16 protein-coding genes are annotated in these 17,940 nt (G+C 53.2%); 7 read left to right on the top strand and 9 right to left on the bottom strand.

What is annotated here, in order from left to right; all coding sequences use genetic code 11:
* Nucleotides 1-53: 53 nt before the first annotated feature.
* From dinF to OOJ59_RS20035, 3 genes are all read right to left on the bottom strand, one after another.
* On the bottom strand, nt 54-1,379 hold the full coding sequence (dinF, locus tag OOJ59_RS20045) for an MATE family efflux transporter DinF (protein WP_160955796.1): 1,326 nt from the start codon (nt 1,377-1,379) through the stop codon (nt 54-56).
* 131 nt (nt 1,380-1,510) lie between these two features.
* Nucleotides 1,511-2,119 (bottom strand): transcriptional repressor LexA, encoded by a 609-nt coding sequence (lexA, locus tag OOJ59_RS20040; protein WP_003031703.1) that lies wholly within the window; start codon nt 2,117-2,119, stop codon nt 1,511-1,513.
* 109 nt (nt 2,120-2,228) lie between these two features.
* Nucleotides 2,229-2,597, bottom strand: coding sequence for a diacylglycerol kinase (locus OOJ59_RS20035; protein WP_003826594.1), 369 nt, complete (start codon nt 2,595-2,597; stop codon nt 2,229-2,231).
* Nucleotides 2,598-2,768: 171 nt separating this feature from the next.
* Here OOJ59_RS20035 and plsB point away from each other — a divergent pair, with 171 nt between their 5' ends.
* Nucleotides 2,769-5,189 carry a glycerol-3-phosphate 1-O-acyltransferase PlsB gene (gene plsB / locus OOJ59_RS20030; RefSeq protein ID WP_038636254.1) on the top strand — a complete coding sequence of 807 codons (2,421 nt, stop codon included), beginning with the start codon at nt 2,769-2,771 and terminating at the stop codon, nt 5,187-5,189.
* A gap of 54 nt (nt 5,190-5,243) precedes the next feature.
* On the opposite strand, the gene ubiA is transcribed toward plsB, so the two are convergent.
* The 5 genes from ubiA to malK form a co-directional block, all read right to left on the bottom strand.
* Nucleotides 5,244-6,116 carry a 4-hydroxybenzoate octaprenyltransferase gene (gene ubiA / locus OOJ59_RS20025; RefSeq protein WP_003826589.1) on the bottom strand — a complete coding sequence of 291 codons (873 nt, stop codon included), beginning with the start codon at nt 6,114-6,116 and terminating at the stop codon, nt 5,244-5,246.
* A gap of 13 nt (nt 6,117-6,129) precedes the next feature.
* Complete coding sequence (gene ubiC, locus OOJ59_RS20020; RefSeq protein WP_038636252.1) at nt 6,130-6,627, bottom strand: chorismate lyase; 498 nt, start codon at nt 6,625-6,627, stop codon at nt 6,130-6,132.
* Nucleotides 6,628-6,807: 180 nt separating this feature from the next.
* Nucleotides 6,808-7,755 carry a maltose operon protein MalM gene (malM, locus tag OOJ59_RS20015; RefSeq protein WP_069325183.1) on the bottom strand — a complete coding sequence of 316 codons (948 nt, stop codon included), beginning with the start codon at nt 7,753-7,755 and terminating at the stop codon, nt 6,808-6,810.
* A 113-nt stretch (nt 7,756-7,868) separates the two neighbouring features.
* Nucleotides 7,869-9,224 carry a maltoporin gene (locus tag OOJ59_RS20010; protein WP_038636248.1) on the bottom strand — a complete coding sequence of 452 codons (1,356 nt, stop codon included), beginning with the start codon at nt 9,222-9,224 and terminating at the stop codon, nt 7,869-7,871.
* A gap of 91 nt (nt 9,225-9,315) precedes the next feature.
* Nucleotides 9,316-10,425: a maltose/maltodextrin ABC transporter ATP-binding protein MalK gene (malK, locus tag OOJ59_RS20005; protein WP_038636246.1), complete on the bottom strand. Its 1,110-nt coding sequence runs from the start codon at nt 10,423-10,425 to the stop codon at nt 9,316-9,318.
* A gap of 360 nt (nt 10,426-10,785) precedes the next feature.
* Between malK and malE the strand changes: the two genes are divergently transcribed.
* The 4 genes from malE to xylE all read left to right on the top strand — a co-directional run bounded on the left by malE (nt 10,786) and on the right by xylE (nt 16,355).
* Entirely contained in the window at nt 10,786-11,976 is a 1,191-nt protein-coding gene (malE, locus tag OOJ59_RS20000; protein WP_160955797.1) for a maltose/maltodextrin ABC transporter substrate-binding protein MalE, read from the top strand.
* 130 nt (nt 11,977-12,106) lie between these two features.
* Nucleotides 12,107-13,651, top strand: coding sequence for a maltose ABC transporter permease MalF (gene malF / locus OOJ59_RS19995; RefSeq protein ID WP_160955798.1), 1,545 nt, complete (start codon nt 12,107-12,109; stop codon nt 13,649-13,651).
* A gap of 14 nt (nt 13,652-13,665) precedes the next feature.
* Nucleotides 13,666-14,556, top strand: coding sequence for a maltose ABC transporter permease MalG (malG, locus tag OOJ59_RS19990; RefSeq protein ID WP_038636242.1), 891 nt, complete (start codon nt 13,666-13,668; stop codon nt 14,554-14,556).
* 323 nt (nt 14,557-14,879) lie between these two features.
* A complete protein-coding gene (xylE, locus tag OOJ59_RS19985) occupies nt 14,880-16,355 on the top strand; it encodes a D-xylose transporter XylE (RefSeq protein ID WP_038636240.1) in 1,476 nt (491 codons plus the stop codon).
* A gap of 51 nt (nt 16,356-16,406) precedes the next feature.
* On the opposite strand, the gene psiE is transcribed toward xylE, so the two are convergent.
* Nucleotides 16,407-16,811, bottom strand: coding sequence for a phosphate-starvation-inducible protein PsiE (gene psiE / locus OOJ59_RS19980; RefSeq protein WP_160955799.1), 405 nt, complete (start codon nt 16,809-16,811; stop codon nt 16,407-16,409).
* A gap of 139 nt (nt 16,812-16,950) precedes the next feature.
* Here psiE and OOJ59_RS19975 point away from each other — a divergent pair, with 139 nt between their 5' ends.
* Nucleotides 16,951-17,460, top strand: a complete 510-nt coding sequence (locus OOJ59_RS19975) for a GNAT family N-acetyltransferase (protein ID WP_038636237.1) — start codon at nt 16,951-16,953, stop codon at nt 17,458-17,460.
* A gap of 13 nt (nt 17,461-17,473) precedes the next feature.
* Nucleotides 17,474-17,926, top strand: a complete 453-nt coding sequence (locus OOJ59_RS19970) for an acyltransferase (protein ID WP_069325179.1) — start codon at nt 17,474-17,476, stop codon at nt 17,924-17,926.
* Nucleotides 17,927-17,940 lie beyond the last annotated feature (14 nt).

Raw genomic sequence — 17,940 nt, 5'->3', positions numbered from 1 at the left:
ATAAGTGTAGTCACTGATTCGGCATTCGATTCACTATTCAGAATTTTTAACCGTCAGGCTTCAACGAACCACGTCCCGTTGCGCCAGTGACGTCGCCAGATAAAGGCCAGTGAAAGCCCGCGCAGGGCGAGAAACACGGTGAGCGCCAGCCACAAACCGTGGTTACCCAGCAGCGGTAAAGCCAGTAACGTTAATGCGAATCCCGCGGCGGCAGCGGCCATGCTGTTGCGCATTTCTGCAGCCCGTGTTGCGCCGATAAACATACCGTCCAGCAAATAACACCAGACGCCAACCAGCGGCAAAATCACCTGCCAGATAAGATAACGATCGGCCAGCAGTTGAATCTGCGGGAGCGAGGTCAGCAACGCTATAATGTGCTCGCCAAACAGGGCATAAACCAGCGAAAACAGAATCGCCACAAGACCGGACTGTCGGCAGGCTGCGCGCCAGACATCCAGTAACTGGCTGCCATCCCGTGCGCCATAGGCCTGACCAGAATGCGCTTCAACGGCGTAGGCAAACCCGTCCAGCGCGTAGGCGGTAAAGGTCAGCAGGGTCATCAGAACGGCATTTACCGCAATGATATCGCTCCCCAGGCGCGCGCCCAGCACCGTAATGGCACCAAAACAGAGCTGCAGCAACAGCGAGCGCAGCATAATGTCACGGTTAAGCGCCAGTAAGCGGCGGAAATTGCCACGCCAGGCCTGTTTCAACATTGCCAGCGAAATTCCGCGCATATGCAGGACTTTGCGGACCATTAACAGACCGATCAGCAAGGTGGCATATTCGGCGGTGACCGTCGCCAGCGCCGCGCCCTGCACGTTCATATGCAGGCCCATCACCAGCCATAAATCGAGCACAATGTTGAGAACATTACCGACAATCAGCAGGATAACCGGCGCCCGCGCATACTGAACGCCAAGCAGCCAGCCGAGCAGCACCAGATTCGCCAGCGAGGCGGGGGCGCTTAACCAACGGATTTCCAGGAAACGTCGGGCCTGCTCCAGTACTGCTTCACTGCCGCCGACAATATGCAGAGCCAGATCGATAATCGGCGTACGAAACAGTGCGATAAGCAGCCCCGCCCCCAGCGCCAGCATTAGCGGCTGCACCAGCGCACGCGCCAGTGCCTGCGGATTTTTCGCGCCAAATGCCTGGGCGGTAAGACCTGTGGTGCTCATACGTAAAAAAAGCAGCAGCATAAAGAGAAAACTGGTCGCGGTGGCGCCAACGGCAACGCCGCCAAGATAGACCGGACTATCCAGATGACCAATGACCGCGGTATCGACCAATCCCAGCAAGGGAACGGTGATATTGGAGAAGATCATCGGTAAGGCAAGACGCCAGAGTGCTTTGTCGGAGGAGGTAAAGAAAGGCATGAAATAGCGCCTGAAAAGAAGTTAGAGGTACTGGAAGATGTTGCCCTGGCCCGGTAAGCGCAGTGCCACCGGGCGAGTTGCCGGATGGCGACGCAAACGTCTTATCCGGCCTACAGGGACTCAACAGAGTATTACAGCCATTCCCCGTTACGAATGACGCCTACCGCCAGCCCTTCAATAGTGAAGCTTTGCTCGCGCAGGTCGACCACAATGGGTTTGAATTCACTGTTTTCTGGCAGGAGTTCAACCTTGTTGCCCTGTTTTTTCAGGCGCTTCACCGTCACTTCGTCGTCAATGCGCGCAACAACAACCTGACCGTTACGCACATCCTGTGTTTTATGCACGGCCAGCAAATCACCGTCCATAATCCCGATGTCTTTCATCGACATACCGCTGACGCGCAGCAGAAAATCGGCGTTCGGTTTGAACAGTGAAGGATCGACCTGATAATGGCCTTCGATGTGTTGCTGCGCCAGAAGTGGCTCACCTGCCGCAACGCGACCGACAAGCGGTAAACCTTCTTCTTCTTCCTGCAACAGACGAATACCACGCGATGCGCCGGATACAATTTCCAGCACGCCTTTACGCGCCAGCGCTTTCAGATGTTCTTCAGCAGCGTTTGGGGAACGGAACCCCAAACGCTGCGCGATCTCCGCACGCGTCGGTGGCATACCTGTCTGGCTGATGTGATCTCTAATAAGATCAAACACCTCTTGCTGCCTGGCCGTTAACGCTTTCATTCCGCCCCCTGGGTGTATATACAGTTATGCTGTGAGTATATACAGCTAAAGGTGATTTTGGAACCGCAAACTGCACAAAAAACAGGAGAATGATGAAGTTGTGGAATCTTTATCGCAAATGCGACCACAACAGGATGCCCCAGGTGATCAAGGCGACAAAAATCGACAGCAATACCGCCGCCGACCCCATGTCTTTCGCACGACCAGACAGTTCGTGGTACTCGGAACCGATACGATCAACCACCGCCTCAATCGCACTATTGAGGATTTCAACGATCATCACCAGCATCACGGAACCAATCAGCAACACGCGCGTAATGGCGTCGACGTCCAGCCAGCAGGCGATGGCAACGCCTAGCAGAACGGCAACGCTTTCCTGACGAAATGCCGCCTCATTAATCCATGCGGCGCGAAAACCTTTCCAGGAATAGCCTGCAGCTTTGATAATTCGGGTGAATCCAGTGGTATTATTGGCCATCAAAAAGAACCTTTTTACATTATTAGCGTCAATGTCATTGTAACGTTACCCCGTTTGTTTCAGGGTGTGGCAAAGCAGCGCGAAGTATGACCGGATACACCAGAAATTCACTAAACTTTCTGATATCCTTGCAGCGCATTTGCATTATTAACCAGAGGCTTTACATCGTTTATGTCCGGCTGGCCACGAATTTACTACAAATTACTGAATTTACCATTAAGCGTACTGGTAAAAAGCAAGTCTATTCCGGCGGAACCCGCACCGGAATTGGGGCTCGATACTTCTCGCCCCATTATGTACGTCCTACCGTACAACTCCAAAGCAGACTTGCTGACGCTGCGCGCCCAATGTCTGGCGCACGATCTCCCGGATCCCCTGGAACCGCTGGAGATAGACGGAACTCTACTGCCGCGCTACGTGTTTATTCACGGCGGCCCACGTGTCTTCACCTATTACACGCCAAAAGAAGAGTCTATTAAGCTGTTCCATAACTACCTCGACTTGCATCGCAGCAATCCAGACCTGGATGTGCAGATGGTGCCGGTTTCGGTAATGTTTGGCCGTGCGCCTGGACGCGAAAAAGGCGAGGTCAACCCGCCGCTACGTATGCTGAACGGCGTACAAAAATTCTTTGCTGTGTCCTGGCTGGGTCGCGACAGCTTTGTCCGCTTCTCCCCGTCGGTTTCCCTGCGTCGCATGGCGGATGAACACGGTACAGATAAAATTATCGCCCAGAAGCTGGCGCGCGTAGCGCGTATGCACTTTGCACGCCAGCGCCTGGCCGCAGTCGGTCCGCGCCTCCCTGCCCGACAGGATCTGTTTAACAAACTGTTGGCCTCAAAAGCTATCGCGCGCGCGGTAGAAGATGAAGCGCGCAGTAAAAAAATCTCCCACGAAAAAGCGCAGCAAAATGCGATAGCGCTGATGGAAGAGATTGCCGCCAACTTCTCCTACGAGATGATCCGTCTGACAGACCGTATTCTGGGCTTTACCTGGAACCGTCTGTATCAGGGGATTAACGTTCATAATGCAGAGCGTGTACGCCAGTTGGCGCACGATGGCCACGAAATCGTCTATGTTCCGTGCCACCGCAGCCATATGGACTATATGCTGCTGTCGTACGTGCTGTATCATCAGGGTCTGGTTCCGCCGCACATCGCGGCAGGCATCAACCTGAATTTCTGGCCAGCAGGTCCGATCTTCCGCCGCCTGGGCGCGTTCTTTATTCGTCGTACCTTCAAGGGCAACAAACTTTATTCCACCGTTTTCCGCGAATACCTGGGCGAGTTGTTCAGCCGCGGCTACTCGGTTGAGTACTTTGTCGAAGGCGGTCGTTCACGTACTGGTCGTTTGCTCGACCCGAAAACCGGCACGCTGTCGATGACCATTCAGGCGATGCTGCGCGGCGGTACGCGTCCGATTACCCTCGTACCGATCTACATCGGCTACGAGCACGTCATGGAAGTGGGCACGTATGCGAAAGAACTGCGGGGCGCGACGAAAGAGAAAGAGAGTCTGCCGCAAATGCTGCGTGGCTTAAGCAAGCTGCGTAATCTGGGTCAGGGTTACGTTAACTTTGGCGAGCCGATGCCGTTGATGACTTACCTCAACCAGCATGTGCCGGAGTGGCGTGAATCTATCGATCCTATCGAGTCTATCCGTCCAGCCTGGCTGACGCCGACGGTAAATAACATTGCCGCCGATCTGATGGTACGCATTAACAACGCAGGCGCGGCCAACGCCATGAACCTGTGCTGTACCGCGTTACTGGCTTCCCGCCAGCGCTCTCTGACCCGTGAGCAGTTGACTGAACAACTCGATTGCTATCTGAGCCTGCTGCGCAACGTACCGTATGCCCCGGATGCGACGGTTCCTGCGCAGAGCGCCAGTGAACTAATTGACCATGCCTTGCAGATGAACAAGTTTGAGGTCGAGAAAGACACCATTGGCGACATCATCATTCTGCCGCGCGAGCAGGCGGTATTGATGACGTACTACCGCAACAACATTGCGCATATGCTGGTTCTGCCTTCGTTAATGGCGGCCATCGTAACCCAGCATCGTCATATTTCACGCGCCGCGCTGCTGCAGCATATTGAAGCGCTATACCCAATGCTGAAAGCGGAGCTGTTCCTGCGCTGGGAGCGTGACGAACTCGCTGGCGTGATCGACGAACTGGCCAGCGAAATGCAGCGCCAGGGACTCATCACCCTGGACGATGACGAACTGCATATCAATCCGGCCCGCTCCCGTACGCTACAGCTGCTGGCGGCGGGTGCTCGTGAGACGTTGCAGCGCTACGCTATTACCTTCTGGCTACTGAGCGCTAACCCATCTATCAACCGTGGTACGCTGGAGAAAGAGAGCCGCACCGTGGCTCAGCGTCTTTCTGTCCTGCACGGCATTAACGCGCCGGAATTCTTCGACAAGGCCGTGTTCAGCTCTCTGGTGCTGACGCTGCGTGACGAGGGATATATCAGCGATACCGGAGATGCCGAACCGGAAGAGACGATGAAGATCTATCAGATGCTGGCCGAACTGGTCACGTCGGATGTGCGTCTGACCATCGAGAGCGCCACACAAGGCGAGTAAGCATAAAAAAACCGGTCATAATGACCGGTTTTTATTTTGCAGGCTAAGCCAAACTCAAAAATGCCAGTAGCTCATTGCCAGGCCTAAGAACAGCACCAGACCAACATAGTTATTGTTCATAAACGCTTTAAAGCAGGCGTCACGTTCACGGTTGACGATCAGTTTCTGCTGATACACAAACAGCGCCCCAGCCACTAACAGAGACCAGTAATAGCCCAGTCCCAACCCGTTTAACCAGCCCACCAGCGCCATCAGCACCAGCACGCCCACCTGCAGGATACCAATAATCAGCTTGTCGTTCTGGCCGAACAGAATCGCGGTCGATTTAATACCGATCTTCAGGTCATCATCGCGGTCAACCATTGCATACTGCGTATCATAGGCCACCGCCCAGAGGATATTGGCGAGGAACATCAGCCAGCAGCTCAGCGGTACGGACTCGCTCACGGCGGCGAACGCCATCGGGATCGACCAGCCAAACGCCGCCCCCAGCACCACCTGCGGCAGATGCGTATAGCGCTTCATAAACGGGTAAACCCACGCCAGCGCTAATGCCGCAACGGACAACAAAATGGTCATCGTATTGAGCGTCAATACCAGCAGGAAGGCCAGCAATACCAGTACGACAAACAGCGTTCGGGCTTCTTTCTCGGTGACAGCCCCGCTCGGCAGCGGTCGATTCGCGGTACGCTTAACGTGGCCGTCAAACTTCCTGTCGGCATAGTCATTCACCACGCATCCGGCAGCGCGCATTAACCATACGCCGGCGACAAAAACCGCCAGGATCCACAGTTGCGGCATGCCAGGGGTTGCTACCCATAATGCCCACAGCGTAGGCCAGAGCAGCAGTAAGGCGCCGATTGGCTTATCCGTACGCATCAAGCGGTGAAACGCCAGCAGCTTATTCTGCGTCAGACTCCACTCCATCTTTATCTTCCTCTCAGTACAACGGCGATGCAGGCAGAAAAAGCTCGGTAAGCATCAACGGCTTACCGCTCAGCCGCAGGCGGGAACGACGCCCCCACAGCGCTGCATCGCGGCCAATCTCAATAAAATCTCGGGTCAATGTCGATGACGTAAACAGGTAGCGTCCGAGCGGGGTTTTCCCCAGGTTTTGTAAGGCCAGTTCAGGGCCACACAGGGTGGATTCAGGCACCACGGTACGCCCGGCAAGCCAGGGTTCACCATCCGCGCATAACAGGATTTCGCGTAACCAATAGCGGGACTCTTTAGGCAGCAGCGTCAGTTCTTCAGCCACCTCATTTTGCCCAACGAACGCTTCGCGAATCAACGTGACGGTGACTTCTTTGCCCTGCTGCTCAAAACGTTTGGTCATGGAATCTTCCAGTAACAACCAGTCGAGCAGTTGCGGGTCCAGCGCCGGGATCGCATCAAAATAACGCAGCGCACGCAGTTGCGTTAACGCAGGGTGTGGCATGCCTTACTCTCCGATTTATAACCTAAAGGCATTGTATCGCAGAAAAGGCATTACGGGGTGAGCAAACACAATTAAGTGATCGGCAGAGCAACATAAGCGTAACAATTCGCACTGAAGGATAAAAAAAGGTGCGCCAGGAGACGCACCAGTTGTTGCAAAATCAACAATGTGGGGAGATGTTTACCCCTTGCCTTTTACACTGCTGATAAAGGTGGATCGGGCTGATTTGGATCCCAGACGTTCAGCTTCATCAAGCAGCTTCAGCGCTTTATCGACATCGCCTTTCGCCACGGCATCCTTAATCGCCTGATTAAAATAGCTTTCGGTGTCGTTCAGCATCGGCTCACTTTTCTTCACCGGCTGCGGCGCAGGAGCGGCAACCGCTGCTGCCGGAGCCGCATAAGTCACTGCAGGCGCTGCGGTATTGCCGACAGTGACAGGGCCAGGGCCGGAAGAACCGAACAGCGGCCCGACCAACACACTGGAGGACGAGCTGGTTTTGACTTTCAATTTCAACAGACCATCGGTGGTATGACGCGCGATCGGGTCCGGAATATCGGGAACGGCGTTACCGACGCCCTTGGCATAGGCTTTTGCCGGATCAAGCAGGGTCGTGGTCTGCTGGAGGTCTTTATCCGTCGTAAAGACCAGAACATAAAGCTTTTGCTGGCCCAGCGCTGGCGTCAGACGCATTACGCCTTCCAGGCGATCGGCACTCATTACGCCGGGCTCCTGGTAGGTGAAATAGCTGCTGGGGAAGAACGCAGATGGCGTCATGTTCTGATCAAGAATTAAGACGTTTGGCGCAAATACGCTGGTTTGTTTGTTTACTTCACTGGTTAGCGTCAGAGTTAACTCGCCAATATTGGCCGGTACGCTCCAGGCCGCGACCGGACCGGTAATACCAGCAACATCCAAACGCTGGCCCGCGCTCGCAAGCTGCGTGGACTGAGTTTTGGATTGATCAACAGGCGTCCAGGTTAACTGTTGCAACGCAGCAGTGGGAATAGCAGGCGCCGCGGTGGTGTTCTGCGGAACAATATTCACATCGGCCAGGCTGATGCCAGGCGCGCTGGCAAATAACCCTGCAGATAAACAAAGGGCAACGAGACTTTTCTTCATTTTCATTGTTATCACCTCAGATAGCATGGGTTCAGCGGTGGCCAGGCAATAGCGCGCTAAACCGTAATCAAGAGGGGCTTACGCCCCTCTTTCGGTCTTTACGTCAGGTTAGTGCTGAATTACCACCAGATTTCCATCTGAGCACCGAAGGACCACTCATCGCTGTCACCACGGCTGGTGGTGCTGATACCAGAGTTCGTTGCAGCTGCATATTTGGTTACGTCGTTACCATTTTTGACGTAGCCCCACTCCTCATCCCACTTGGCATAGGTTGCGAAGACACGAATTGCCGGGCGGGACCAGATGCTGTCGCCAGCCTGCCACTGTTGCGCGAGGGTGATTTTGTACTGGCTGTTGCGATCGCCAGTCTGCTGAGATTTGACGTTGTCGTAGCCGACTTCCATCAGGGTGCTCATGATTGGCGTCCATTTGTACATCGGGCGGATACCGACGGTGTACCATTCGGTACCCAGATCGTTATCCATATCGAGGTTCTGGTACATACCGACGTACATCAGATCCCATTTGTCGCCCAGAGAGATGGCGCCGTGGTCGAGAATACGCACCAGGCTACCGTTGTTATTAATCACGTTATTGGCGTAATTGGTTTTACTACCATCTGGATTAGTAATGGTGAAGGAAGAAGAACCGTAAGAACCCTGGTTCAAACCTTTACCCTGCGTGGTCATGGAGTCTGTCGCGTACTGAACAACAAACTTGTTGTAGCCCTTCAGCATGCTCTGAGTATGTTCAGCGGTGAACATCCAGCCATCTTTTGATGCGCCGTCTGCCAGGCTGTAATCGTCTGTCGTATTCGCACGACCGTAGTCAACACCCAGTTCCAACATACCGTCAGTGTTCGTTGCCAACTGCGCTAAACGAACGTCAAATACGTCGTTGGCGGTATCTTTGGTACGATCATAGATATTCTGGCTGCTGAACGCGTATGAACCACCCGCTTCCTGAGAACGGCTCGCGGCCAGAGACAGTTTACCGAAGCCCAGATCGATGTTTTCAATACCGGCGCCAGGACCTGAAATATCCCAGTAGTAGAAGTCGATCATGTGCACGTCATGACGTTGGTAGAAGCGCTTACCGGCCCAGATAGTAGAGCCTGGCAGCCATTCAATCAGGTTTTTACCCTGCACGTTGGCTTCACGGAAGGCTGGATCAGTTCCTTCCCAGTCATTCTGCTGTGCTACGGAGTAGGCGACGTTGGTGTCGAAGTAGAAGCTCTTATCGCCTTCTTTCCACACTTCCTGACCTAATTTGATTTCCGCATAGGTTTCACATTCGTTACCGAGACGGTATTTACTTTGTGCACCTGTTGCCTGGAAACATTGTTGTTCGCCGCCGCTACCCGTCCAACCGATACCGGAACGAGCATAACCATGGAAATCCACAGCCATTGCCTGAACAGACATAATGCCTGCTGCCACAGCAACCGCCAGAGGAAGTTTGCGCAGAGTAATCATCGTTCTATCTCCTGAGATCATTGCTTTTCTTTAAACGCTGCCACCTTCTGAAACTGCGAATGGTTTTGCGTTTCGTTTTTTTATGGGGACCTTAAACGCCCGGCTCCTGGTGCAACCGACGACATGCAGTGCCATCCTCACGGAACAGATGGCAACGCTCTGGCGGCAGGCCGATAGCGAATGTGGCACCCTCTTCTACCAACACCACGTCGTTCTGGCGGTAAACCAGGTTTTGACGGATGGCGGGGATCTGGATATGAATTTGTGTTTCGTGACCAAGTTGTTCGACCACCTGGACTTCACCTTCAAGGGTGACATCGGCGATTTCACTGGGCAGCAAATGTTCCGGGCGGATACCTAAAGACATATTGGCGCCCACCTGAACGCGGGCACTGTCGACGGGTAACCAGACTTGCTGGCGGTTTGGTAATTCAACCTGCACCTGATCAATCGCCGTTGCGGTAACTTTCACCGGCAGGAAGTTCATCTTTGGCGAACCGATAAAGCCCGCGACAAAGCGGTCGGCAGGATAGTGGTACAGCTCCAGGGGTTTACCGACCTGCGCCACACGACCGGCATCCAACACCACAATTTTGTCTGCCAGGGTCATCGCTTCGACCTGATCGTGGGTGACGTAAATCATCGTGCGGCCAAGACGTTTATGCAGGCGGGAGATTTCAATACGCATCTGGACGCGCAGCGCGGCGTCAAGGTTCGACAACGGTTCGTCCAGCAGGAATACTCGCGGCTCGGCAACCAACGTACGGCCAATCGCCACACGCTGACGTTGTCCACCGGAAAGCGCTTTCGGTTTACGGTCCAGCAGGTGCGCCAGTTGCAGAACTTCAGCTACCTGATTAACGCGCTGGTTCATTACCTCTTTTTTCGCGCCGGCCAGTTTGAGGCCGAACGACATGTTTTCCGCGACGGATAAATGGGGGTATAACGCATAGGACTGGAAGACCATGCCCACACCGCGTTCGGCGGGCGGAATATCGTTCATCCGGGTCTCCCCGATAAACAGGTCGCCGCTGGTGATGGTTTCAAGTCCGGCGATCATACGCAGCAAGGTCGACTTACCACAGCCTGATGGTCCGACAAACACCACGAATTCCCCTTCGTGAATGTCGAGATTGATATCCTTCGATACCACCACGTCACCCCAGGCTTTCGTTACATTTCGCAGCTGTACGCTCGCCATGCCCTTCTCCCTTCGTTACAACCTGTCATCGACAGCAACATTCATGATGGACTGACTATGCGTTATCCCTCACGGGCGTGAATCCTCCACCCCCCAGCTTTTTTATGGGGGAGGAGGCGGGAGGATGAGAGCGCAGCGTCTGAGACCCGGACCACCAGCCTCAGAGGAATTTCGTGATGCAGCTTGCAAAAATGGGTGGGGTTTTATGTGCGCCAGTGCGCAATACTCACATTTATGTAACACAGATCACATAAAGAACGGGTGGGGCGTAGGTGTAAGGAGGATGGAAAGAGGTTGCCGTATAAAGAAACTAGTACCCGTTAAGCCACCTCTGCAAAATCACCAAACAGGATGGGAACTATGAATATCAAAACTGGCGCACGCATCCTCGCATTGTCTGCATTAACGACGATGATGTTTTCCGCCTCGGCTCTCGCCAAGATTGAAGAAGGTAAGTTGGTCATCTGGATTAACGGCGACAAAGGCTATAACGGCCTCGCTGAAGTGGGTAAAAAATTCGAGAAAGACACGGGTATCAAAGTTACCATTGAGCACCCAGACAAGCTGGAAGAGAAGTTCCCGCAGGTTGCCGCGACTGGCGACGGCCCGGACATCATCTTCTGGGCGCATGACCGTTTTGGCGGCTACGCACAATCTGGCCTGCTGGCTGAAATCACCCCAGACAAAGCGTTCCAGGACAAGCTCTATCCGTTCACCTGGGATGCCGTACGCTATAACGGCAAACTGATTGCGTACCCGATCGCCGTGGAAGCGCTGTCGCTGATTTACAACAAAGACCTCGTTCCGAACCCACCGAAAACCTGGGAAGAAATTCCGGCGCTGGATAACGAGCTGAAAGCGAAAGGTAAATCCGCGCTGATGTTCAACCTGCAAGAACCGTACTTCACCTGGCCGCTGATTGCCGCCGACGGCGGTTACGCGTTCAAGTTTGAAAACGGCAAGTACGACGTGAAAGACGTTGGCGTGGATAGCGCTGGCGCGAAAGCGGGCCTGACCTTCCTGGTCGACCTGATCAAAAACAAACACATGAATGCGGATACCGACTACTCCATCGCCGAAGCTGCCTTTAACAAAGGCGATACCGCGATGACCATCAACGGTCCGTGGGCGTGGTCCAACATCGATAAGAGCAAGGTGAACTACGGCGTTACGCTGCTGCCAACCTTCAAAGGCAAGCCGTCTAAACCGTTCGTTGGCGTACTGAGCGCGGGTATCAACGCCGCCAGCCCGAACAAAGAACTGGCGAAAGAGTTCCTCGAAAACTACCTGTTGACCGACCAGGGTCTGGATGAAGTGAACAAGGACAAACCACTGGGCGCGGTTGCGCTGAAATCCTTCCAGGAACAGTTAGCGAAAGATCCGCGTATCGCAGCCACCATGGATAACGCCCAGAAAGGCGAAATCATGCCGAACATCCCGCAGATGTCCGCATTCTGGTATGCCGTGCGTACCGCAGTGATCAACGCCGCCAGCGGTCGTCAGACCGTCGATGCCGCGCTGAAAGACGCGCAGGGTCGTATCACCAAGTAATACAGTTGTGAACGTGCCGGATGGCGGCATACATGCCTTATCCGGCCTACAACGTATGTAGGCCTGATAAGCGCAGCGCCATCAGGCACGCTGACCAACAGGTTTTCATTGTTGTTGAGGATTGAACCCCATGGATGTCATTAAAAAGAAACACTGGTGGCAAAGCGACATGCTGAAATGGTCAGTAATGGGTCTGCTTGGTCTGCTGGTCGGTTACCTTGTTGTTTTGATGTACGCTCAGGGGGAGTATCTGTTTGCCATCATGACGCTCATTTTAAGCTCTGTTGGCCTGTATATTTTCGCTAACCGTAAAGCCTATGCCTGGCGCTATGTTTATCCTGGCGTGGCCGGTATGGGGCTGTTTGTCCTGTTTCCGCTCATTTGTACCATCGCCATTGCTTTTACCAACTACAGCAGCACCAACCAGTTGACCTTTGAACGTGCTCAACAAGTCCTGATGGATCGTTCTTATCAGGCAGGTAAAACTTACAACTTTGGCCTGTATCCGGCGGGTGATGAGTGGCAACTGGCCCTCACCGACGGTGAAACGGGAAAAAATTATGTTTCCGACGCCTTTAAATTTGGCGGCGAACAGAAGCTGCAGTTAAAAGAAACCGAGGCGCTGCCAACTGGCGAACGTGCGACGCTGCGCATCATCACCCAAAATCGTCAGGCGCTGACTCAGCTAACAGCCATTCTGCCGGACGAAAGCAAAGTCATCATGAGTTCACTGCGTCAGTTCTCCGGTACGCAGCCGCTCTACTCCCTGGCCGATGATGGGACGCTCACCAACAACCAAAGCGGCGTGAAGTACCGCGCTAATAACGATATTGGTTATTATCAGGCCATTAACGCAGATGGTAGCTGGGGTACTGAAAAACTCAGCCCGGGCTATACCGTCACCATCGGCTGGGACAATTTCACTCGCGTATTTACCGACGAGGGCATCCAGAAACCGTTCTTCGCCATCTTTGTCTGGACGGTAGTGTTCTCAGTCCTGACGGTGATTCTGACCGTGGCTGTGGGTATGGTGCTGGCCTGTCTGGTGCAGTGGGAATCTCTGAAGGGCAAAGCGATTTACCGCGTCCTGCTGATTCTGCCCTACGCCGTACCATCGTTTATCTCGATTCTGATTTTCAAAGGGCTGTTCAACCAGAGTTTTGGTGAAATCAACATGATGCTCAGCGCGCTGTTTGGTATCAAGCCGGCCTGGTTTAGCGATCCAACCACCGCGCGTTCGATGATTATCATCGTTAACACCTGGCTGGGTTATCCGTACATGATGATCCTGTGCATGGGGCTGCTGAAAGCGATTCCTGACGATCTGTATGAAGCCTCGGCAATGGACGGCGCGGGTCCGTTCCAGAACTTCTTTAAAATTACGTTACCGCTGCTGATCAAGCCGCTGACGCCGCTGATGATCGCCAGCTTCGCCTTTAACTTTAATAACTTCGTGCTGATTCAACTGTTGACCAACGGCGGTCCGGACCGTCTTGGCACCACTACGCCTGCCGGTTACACCGACCTGCTCGTCAGCTACACCTACCGTATCGCCTTTGAAGGCGGCGGCGGTCAGGACTTCGGGCTGGCGGCGGCGATTGCCACCCTGATCTTCCTGCTGGTTGGCGCGCTGGCGATTGTGAACCTGAAAGCCACACGTATGAAGTTTGATTAAGGGAGATAACGACAATGGCTATGGTCCAACCGAAATCACAAAAGTTACGTTTATTCGCAACGCACTTAGGGCTGCTGATTTTTATCGCGGCGATCATGTTCCCGCTGCTGATGGTCATCGCCATTTCGCTGCGTGAAGGTAACTTCGCTACCGGCAGCCTGATCCCGGATAATATTTCCTGGGAACACTGGAAACTGGCGCTGGGCTTTAGCGTAGAACATGCGGATGGCCGCGTCACTCCGCCGCCGTTCCCGGTGCTGCTGTGGCTGTGGAACTCGGTGAAAGTCGCCACCATTACCGCGATTGGTATTGTGACGCTTTCCACCACCTGTGCTTACGCCTTTGCCCGTATGCGCTTCCCGGGTAAAGCGACCCTGCTGAAAGGGATGCTAATCTTCCAGATGTTCCCGGCGGTGCTGTCTCTGGTCGCGTTGTATGCCTTGTTTGACCGCCTGGGCCAGTACATTCCGTTTATCGGCCTGAACACTCACGGCGGCGTGATCTTCGCCTATCTCGGCGGTATCGCGCTGCATGTGTGGACAATTAAGGGCTATTTTGAAACCATCGACGGTTCGCTGGAAGAAGCGGCCGCGCTGGATGGCGCCACGCCGTGGCAGGCATTCCGCCTGGTACTGCTGCCGCTTTCCGTACCAATTCTGGCGGTCGTGTTTATTCTGTCATTCATTGCCGCTATTACCGAAGTACCGGTCGCGTCACTGCTGCTGCGTGATGTGAACAGCTACACCCTTGCGGTAGGTATGCAGCAGTACCTCAATCCACAGAACTACTTGTGGGGCGACTTTGCCGCCGCTGCTGTACTTTCCGCCATTCCGATCACTCTGGTGTTCCTGCTGGCACAGCGCTGGCTGGTCAACGGCCTGACGGCGGGTGGTGTGAAAGGTTAAGTTTTATCGAAGTACCTGTCCGGCAACGGGCAATGCCACTGCAACCCTCAACTTATGTTATCCCAACCTGTGACTGTTATTCGGCGCTCTACGGAGCGCCCTTTTTTATGTTATTTTGCATTGCTGTTACGATTATTTCCTTTCGTGGCCCCCATCACTGCAATTATATTTACCACCTGAAAACAGACAAATTAAACAGAATTAAGATCACAGAAAAGACAAAACATAATTGCAATGTAAAAAATGATAATTGTCTTCCCTGCCTGTTAAATCCACCATCACGACACTGATCAAAAGAGCTGTATCCTCTAAGGCAGGTCTGAATGAACACCCAATATAATTCCAGTTATATTTTTTCGATTACATTAGTAGCAACATTAGGAGGGCTATTATTCGGCTATGACACCGCCGTCATATCCGGAACGGTAGAATCCTTAAATACCGTGTTTGTCGCCCCGCAACATTTAAGTGAATCCGCCGCCAACTCGCTGTTAGGCTTTTGCGTTGCCAGCGCGTTGATTGGCTGCATCATCGGCGGTGCGCTGGGCGGTTATTGCAGTAACCGCTTCGGTCGCCGGGACTCGCTGAAAATCGCCGCCCTGCTGTTCTTTATTTCCGGTATTGGTTCTGCGTGGCCAGAATTAGGATTTACCACGATTAACCCAGATAATGCCGTGCCTGTTTATTTGGCCGGATACGTCCCCGAATTTGTTATTTATCGCATCATTGGTGGTATTGGCGTTGGTTTAGCCTCAATGCTCTCACCGATGTATATTGCAGAACTGGCTCCAGCGCATATTCGTGGGAAACTGGTTTCCTTTAACCAGTTCGCCATTATTTTTGGTCAACTGCTGGTGTATTGCGTTAACTATTTTATTGCCCGTTCCGGTGACGCTAACTGGCTGAATACCGATGGCTGGCGATATATGTTTGCTTCCGAAAGCATTCCCGCCCTGCTGTTTTTACTGTTGCTGTACACCGTCCCGGAAAGCCCGCGCTGGCTGATGGCGCGTGGCAGACACGAGCAGGCGGAGGGCATTCTGCGCAAAATTATGGGCAACAGCCTCGCCACCCAGGCCATGCAGGAGATCAATCAGTCACTGGAGCATGGCCGTAAAACCGGCGGACGCCTGTTGATGTTTGGTGTGGGCGTTATCGTCATCGGCGTGATGCTCTCCATCTTCCAGCAGTTTGTCGGTATTAACGTCGTGCTGTACTACGCGCCGGAAGTGTTTAAAACGTTGGGGGCCAGCACCGATGTGGCGCTCTTGCAGACTATTATTGTCGGCGTAATCAACCTGAGCTTCACCGTACTGGCAATCATGACGGTGGACAAATTTGGTCGCAAACCGCTGCAAATAATTGGCGCATTGGGTATGGCTCTTGGGATGTTCAGCCTTGGCACCGCGTTTTACACCCAGGCTTCCGGGCTGATAGCGCTGCTGTCGATGCTGTTTTACGTCGCCGCATTCGCCATGTCCTGGGGACCGGTTTGTTGGGTGCTGTTGGCAGAAATCTTCCCGAACGCGATTCGTGGCAAAGCGCTCGCCATTGCCGTCGCCGCTCAGTGGCTGGCGAACTACTTCGTCTCCTGGACCTTCCCGATGATGGACAAAAATTCGTGGCTGGTTTCCCATTTCCACAACGGTTTCTCCTACTGGATTTACGGTTGTATGGGTATTCTGGCGGCGCTGTTTATGTGGAAGTTCGTGCCGGAAACCAAAGGCAAAACGCTGGAAGAACTTGAAGAACTGTGGGAACCCGCAGCAGAGAAAACCCAGCCAGCCTCTGCGCAGTAACCCTGACATACAACACGCCGCAGCCGGATTGCGGCGTGTTGTCTTTTACTCTCACTTCAGCCGTTTAGAGTTACACAGCCACAGCGTAATCACCAACAGCAGGATCGCCGCAGAATAGATCAATACATCCATCGGCGCTTTATGATCGACGATGATCAACCGCACAATTGCGGTGATCCCGATATAAACAAAGTAGCGCAGCGGAAAGTGAAATCCTGACTGAAAGTACTTCACAATCAGCGCGATAAATTCAAAATAGAGAAAGTAAACCACCAGCCCTTCCACCAGCTCATACTTGCTGGTTTGTTCCGGCGCGAACAGTACATCCGCCAGGTGTAGCGTTTCTTTCCCAAGGAATACAACCAGGATCAGGCCCAGACTCAACAGCCCCAGATTCAACACGGTCTGCAAGATGGTGGAGATAAACTCCACTCGCGGACGAGATAGCGACGTCATAACGGCCCCTCCTGTTCAGTAACAAGGTTCCTGTATAACGCAGAAATGTGACATAGATCTACATTTTTTGTTTATGTTTTGTGCAGCTCAATAATAGTGCAACAATGCTTCTGACACTAACTTCTTGAACGGAATAGAAATGCTTAAGATTGAAATGGCAACCGTCGACGATGCCAGCTTGCTAAGCGCAATGGGCTATATCAGCTATCGACATCACTTTGCGCCTTTGTGGAAAAACCCGAGCGAGCTCGACGCTTATCTTGAGCAGGAATATTCCTTACCAGCGATATCCAGCAGTTTGGCCGAGCCCGGAACCTTCTGGCTTATCGCCTTTGCCGACGCGCCGGTTGGCTTTGCCAAATACAGTCTCCGCCACTCTATTGATCCAGAAGGGCGTTCAGGGGCATTGCTACATAAGATCTACCTGATGCCAGATGCAACGGGCAAACAGTACGGTGAGCAGCTTTTTGCCGAAGTTATTCGCCAGGCCAAAGAGCAGGATGAAAAATGGCTCTGGCTTGAGGTACTGGCTGATAATCCTAAGGCCCGGCAGTTCTATGAACGGCAAGGGATGACGCTTGTGAAGGAAACTGCTTTCACTACCGCCTCCCAGACCAGTATTTTGTACGTTATGGAAAAGCAGATTTAAGAGGATATAAATGATGAATATTCGTCAATCCGCTGTCCGCAACGTCACGTGCGGTGAGAATGTGGTGGTTTATGAACCGGCGAACCTGTACGACTGCATACTGGAAGACAACGTTTTTGTCGGACCATTTGTTGAAATCCAGGGCAACACGCAGATTGGCGCAGATAGCAAAATTCAGTCGCACACCTTCATCTGCGAATATGTCACCATCGGTTCCCGCTGTTTTATCGGTCATGGCGTGATGTTCGCCAACGATATGTTTCGGCAAGGAAAACCCAATGCCGACCGCACCAGTTGGGGAAGAATTACGATTGGTAATGATGTCTCGATCGGCAGTGGGGCGACCATTCTGGCAGTCACAATCTGCGATGGCGCAGTCATCGGCGCGGGAAGCGTGGTGACAAAATCGATTACCGAGAAAGGCGTGTACGCGGGCAACCCGGCAAAATTATTGCGTCGTTTGTAAGTTGCCGGGTGGCG

Origin of the sequence: Citrobacter sp. W9, from assembly GCF_026719375.1 — a bacterium.
Classification (GTDB): Bacteria; Pseudomonadota; Gammaproteobacteria; order Enterobacterales; family Enterobacteriaceae; genus Citrobacter; species Citrobacter werkmanii.
The sequence above is the reverse complement of the archived record's forward strand: the minus strand, read 5'-3'. Positions and strand labels throughout refer to the sequence as shown.

What these genes read in the sequence shown, in the direction of transcription:
- dinF (WP_160955796.1), bottom strand. Translation starts at nt 1,379, where the DNA reads ATGCCTTTCTTTACCTCCTCCGACAAAGCACTCTGGCGTCTTGCCTTA.
- lexA (WP_003031703.1), bottom strand. Translation starts at nt 2,119, where the DNA reads ATGAAAGCGTTAACGGCCAGGCAGCAAGAGGTGTTTGATCTTATTAGA.
- OOJ59_RS20035 (WP_003826594.1), bottom strand. Translation starts at nt 2,597, where the DNA reads ATGGCCAATAATACCACTGGATTCACCCGAATTATCAAAGCTGCAGGC.
- plsB (WP_038636254.1), top strand. Translation starts at nt 2,769, where the DNA reads ATGTCCGGCTGGCCACGAATTTACTACAAATTACTGAATTTACCATTA.
- ubiA (WP_003826589.1), bottom strand. Translation starts at nt 6,116, where the DNA reads ATGGAGTGGAGTCTGACGCAGAATAAGCTGCTGGCGTTTCACCGCTTG.
- ubiC (WP_038636252.1), bottom strand. Translation starts at nt 6,627, where the DNA reads ATGCCACACCCTGCGTTAACGCAACTGCGTGCGCTGCGTTATTTTGAT.
- malM (WP_069325183.1), bottom strand. Translation starts at nt 7,755, where the DNA reads ATGAAAATGAAGAAAAGTCTCGTTGCCCTTTGTTTATCTGCAGGGTTA.
- OOJ59_RS20010 (WP_038636248.1), bottom strand. Translation starts at nt 9,224, where the DNA reads ATGATTACTCTGCGCAAACTTCCTCTGGCGGTTGCTGTGGCAGCAGGC.
- malK (WP_038636246.1), bottom strand. Translation starts at nt 10,425, where the DNA reads ATGGCGAGCGTACAGCTGCGAAATGTAACGAAAGCCTGGGGTGACGTG.
- malE (WP_160955797.1), top strand. Translation starts at nt 10,786, where the DNA reads ATGAATATCAAAACTGGCGCACGCATCCTCGCATTGTCTGCATTAACG.
- malF (WP_160955798.1), top strand. Translation starts at nt 12,107, where the DNA reads ATGGATGTCATTAAAAAGAAACACTGGTGGCAAAGCGACATGCTGAAA.
- malG (WP_038636242.1), top strand. Translation starts at nt 13,666, where the DNA reads ATGGCTATGGTCCAACCGAAATCACAAAAGTTACGTTTATTCGCAACG.
- xylE (WP_038636240.1), top strand. Translation starts at nt 14,880, where the DNA reads ATGAACACCCAATATAATTCCAGTTATATTTTTTCGATTACATTAGTA.
- psiE (WP_160955799.1), bottom strand. Translation starts at nt 16,811, where the DNA reads ATGACGTCGCTATCTCGTCCGCGAGTGGAGTTTATCTCCACCATCTTG.
- OOJ59_RS19975 (WP_038636237.1), top strand. Translation starts at nt 16,951, where the DNA reads ATGCTTAAGATTGAAATGGCAACCGTCGACGATGCCAGCTTGCTAAGC.
- OOJ59_RS19970 (WP_069325179.1), top strand. Translation starts at nt 17,474, where the DNA reads ATGAATATTCGTCAATCCGCTGTCCGCAACGTCACGTGCGGTGAGAAT.